We start from the raw sequence: 4,254 nt of genomic DNA on the forward strand, positions 1-4,254 counted from the left end.
TCGCGGTACTGGTGATGCTACTTGGTGCTGCGGGTGTTCTAGCCCGCCGCCGCGCAACCCAATAAAACACCCCACCGCGCCAAACCCTCACAGTAGATAACGCGCCAATGACGACTCTCCCAGCCCGTTCATGGGCTGGGAGAGTCGTCATTATAAGAAGGTAGGAGCGTAGACCTGACGGTGGAGGCTCTCAACAGTCATGCGCAGGTGGAGCGGGCCCTCCTTTTCGTCGCCCGCCTAGCAGTTGCGCCTTTCGGGTCCCTGAGATCTCAATGCCTGCGCTGCGGTCGCCGAGAGTTGCTGAGCGAAGTAAATCCTCGTTGAGACAGAACAGCGAGATGTGCTCTTCAATACTCTCCACCTGTGTCTCCGGACGCGAAAAGTCAGCACTATACCTCATACGCCGTTTGACTAGCCTCGAGCTTGGGACACTATCGCACATCTAGCAAAATGTGAGCGATAGGTAAAAAGCGGCTCGATAGAAATAATTGAAACAGGGAAAAGGGTTTCGTTTCCTTGAAAAAAGCTGCATACTCTCTCTCTGCCTAACCCCATCTCTGGTCAGTTTGTTCTTCGGCTTTTTGAGTAGTTACACCCTTGGTGGTGACAGGTCGGGGGGCGAAGAATTTCTTAGAATGTACAATCTGTTATTTGCAACAATATTAAGTATAGCTCTTGGGGGGTGAGCCTGAGGTTTTGCTGTTTATTTTTATGAGGAACGCTGATAGGCTCAATTTGGATTGTATTGCCCGAAATCATACGGGCAATTCGCTTAAAAGGAGTGTGGAAATGATTCTCGTCAGCCCTTATCGAGCTGCTGATGTCGGGAAGGGTAGGCTCGGTCGCACCATAAGCCTCGTGGCCCTGGTTGCCATAGTCTTTCTCGCCTTCGTCCTGCAGTTCGTCCCTGCGCCCGCCGCACGCGCCACTGTCAATAACAGCATCAAGATCACCAACATGACCTTGGTGAAGCTGCAGGATGCAAATAGTGAGCAGACGCTTCCTGGACACGGACTTCGCCTCTGGGAGTATGCTCGCATGACATTCGACTGGGATGCCAAGGGCTTGAATCCCAGCCTTCGCTCAGGGGACTCCTTCACAGTGACTCTGCCGGAAGAGCTCTCTTTCCAATCCGCGACATCTGCCGCTCCCATCACCCTTGGGCCGACCGATCCGACTTCATATGGTGATTGTGTTCGCGAAAACAAGATTCTTACTTGTACGTTCAACCAGGCGGTTGATGAGAAGATCGCCCAAGGGTTCGACCTGTTTGCGGGGCAGATCAAGGCAGTGGTCCAGGCTGTTCAAATCACAAATAATACGCAAACTGATATCACTGTCTCAGGACCGCCAATTCCTCCCACCGATCTTCCCGGTGGAAATGGCATTACCGAGTGGCCCGCAGACTACTATGACTACCCTGCCACCTCGAAGAGTGTCTACGACATCGAGGGAACGAGCGACGAGATCATTTGGCACACGCGTATTGGCACCAAGAAGCTTGCAGAAGCGTATGCCGCAAAGAACATGCCGAAGACCTTCGACGGTCAGACGCACCACACCCTGACCTTTGTCGACAACTTGGGCCCTGGCCAGCGCTTCGATAAAACCAAGAGCACGTGGTACCTCGAGCAGTACCAGAGCGAAGGGGATGCAAACCCTATCCCTGAGGGCCAGCGTAAGATTGCCGACGCAGCAGGATACAGCCGTAACGGGTACTCCATGTCGGTCGTGTTCGACTCCGAAACACCCACCGGCAGCACAGCAACCGTGACCGTCTCCGGCCCCTTCCTGCCCAATACGAACTACCAGTTCTTCTACACCTCCAAGCCGGTCAGCGATGATGGATATGTCCGTCAAGGTTTCCTCTATGAAAACCGAGTGAGGAACCAAGACCTCGGTATTGAAGAATCTATGTCGGTTTCCTACACCGACCAGTTCTCGGCGAGCATCACCATGCAACCCGGTTTTGGTGGCTTCGCGCTTACAAAGACCGCCTCAGGGCCGGGAGCCGATACTCTCGCAGTTGCCACGCGCTTCCCGGTCGTAGTCAACTGGACCCTCCCCGGCGGCGCAAAGGTTCAAGATTATGCGGGCTGGGCGCCCCCCGCAGGCGCGCAGCCCACTCAAAACGCCGGTCAACTAACCTTGAGCGCTGAACTCGGAAAGAAAACTGTCTTCCCCGGAACCTTCCCGAAGGGGACCACTATCACCCTTGAGGAAGATCCAACAGCAGTGACACCACCAGCGGGATACGGATGGCTCCCCCCTGCTTTCAAGGTGGGCGATGATGCAGGCAATTCCTTCAATGTCGGCGACAATGTGATTACCCAAGTTGGGTTGGTCAATAGCCTTGAGGTTAAGCAATCCGTCTCGGTTGGCGACTTCGTATGGTTCGACAGCGATAAGGACGGCAGACAAGACGTCGGCGAACCCGGGATCGAAAATGTCACTCTGACCCTCACCGGTCCCGGCGGCGGAGCAGTAACCAACGTTCACAATAAGAAGGTTGATCCCGTCAAGACCAATGGGGACGGACACTACAGCTTCGACGACCTCCCGGTGCTGACCGCTGGCCAAAAGTACACCGTTACGGTGACGCCCCCTGCTGGCTACATACCGACAGAGGCTGAAGCAACACAGGATCGTGCGAATGACTCCTCAACGGGCTCTGCCGCATCCCAGGGATTGACCGCCAATCAAGAACGCGACGATACGCTCGACTTTGGCTTCATCAAGGTTGCCCCGGCGATCGACGTCGAGAAATACTCAGACACCCTTGCAACAGGAGATGCCGACACTGCAGACGCGGCCGTCGTGCTGAATCCTGCTCAGCCAAAGACCGTCACGATTGACGTCACCAACACGGGCAATGAAGACCTGAGCAAGCTGACTTTCACAGATGTCACCACAGACGGTCCAGCGCTCGAAAACCTCTCCTGCACCTTGGACACACACACCATTAACGCAGTCAATGGCATCGTGACCTTTGATCAAAACCTCGTCCTCAAAGCAGGAAAGAAGTACACCTGTACTGCAACCCTCTCGCCTATCGGATGGGGCAAGACTCACGCAAATTCCGTCACCGTCGGCGGGACGGGCGTCGGATCTGGCACTCCTGTGACGGATAACGACCCCTGGCATGCAAAGACGCCGGAAGCGAAGGTGTCTGTTGGTGACCTCGTGTGGTTTGATGCCAACAAGAATGGTCTGCAAGATGACGGTGAGCCCGGAATTGGCGGCGCCGTATTAACCCTGACTGACGAAGACGGCAACGAAATTACTGACGTCAACGGCAAGAAGGTTGCACCTTTCACCACCGTGGATGACGGACGTTACCTCTTCGAGAACCTCCCTGTCCTCCCTGGAGGCAAGAAGTACAAGGTCGCTGTTTCTCTTGACCCCGCTAGGGGGTACGCTCCCACCAAGGTGACGCAGGGTAATGAAGAGAAGGATTCGTCCGCTCATGAGGGTCACGCAATTGCGCGAGTCCTGGCGGACGATGAAAAGGACCTCACCCTGGACTTCGGCTACATCAAGCCTGCTGTGTCTGTTGGTGACTTCGTGTGGTTTGATGCCAACAAGGACGGTAAGCAGGATGGCGGGGAGCCCGGCATTAAGGACATCGTCCTGCGTATTTCCCGCGATGATAACGGGACTGTGAAGAACGCTGATGGTAATGACCGTCCGGCTTCGGCGTTAACCGCAACGACCGACGCTGATGGCCGATACTCTTTCAATGATCTGCAAGTGCTTCCTGACAACGTGAAGTATGTGGTGACCGTTGAGAACGTCCCGGCTATTTACGCCCCAACCTTGACGGCTGCTGAGTCCCAGGCCGAAGGTCTTGACTCCACTAACGACTCTTCCACGGAAAAAGCCACGTCTGGTCCGCTAACGAAGGACGGTCAAAACGATCCGACCCTTGATTTCGGTTTCGTATACGCTTCCGTGTCTGTTGGTGACTTCGTGTGGTTTGATACCAACAAGAATGGCCTGCAAGATGATGGCGAGCCCGGCATTGAGGGCGTGACTCTGAGCATTTCTCGCTCCGACGACCAGAAGGTCTACTACATCGATGACCTGGGCAAGGCTAACGCACTTCCAGTTCAGCCGATTCTTAGCGCAGCTGACGGGTCCTACCATTTCAATAACCTGCCAGTTCTGCCTGCTGGTACGTCTTATGTGGTGACTGTGACCAAGCTGCCTCGTGGTTTGGCTCCTACTGTTGAGGCTGATGATGATGATGCTGCA

General features: G+C 54.9%; 1 protein-coding gene. It reads left to right on the forward strand.

The annotated features are described in order from the left end of the window. Nucleotides 1-789: 789 nt before the first annotated feature. The coding region (locus EII11_RS10225) for an SdrD B-like domain-containing protein (protein WP_165867151.1) at nucleotides 790-4,254 on the forward strand (3,465 nt) is incomplete at its 3' end.

Source organism: Schaalia canis (assembly GCF_003858455.1).
Taxonomy (GTDB): domain Bacteria; phylum Actinomycetota; class Actinomycetes; order Actinomycetales; family Actinomycetaceae; genus Pauljensenia; species Pauljensenia canis.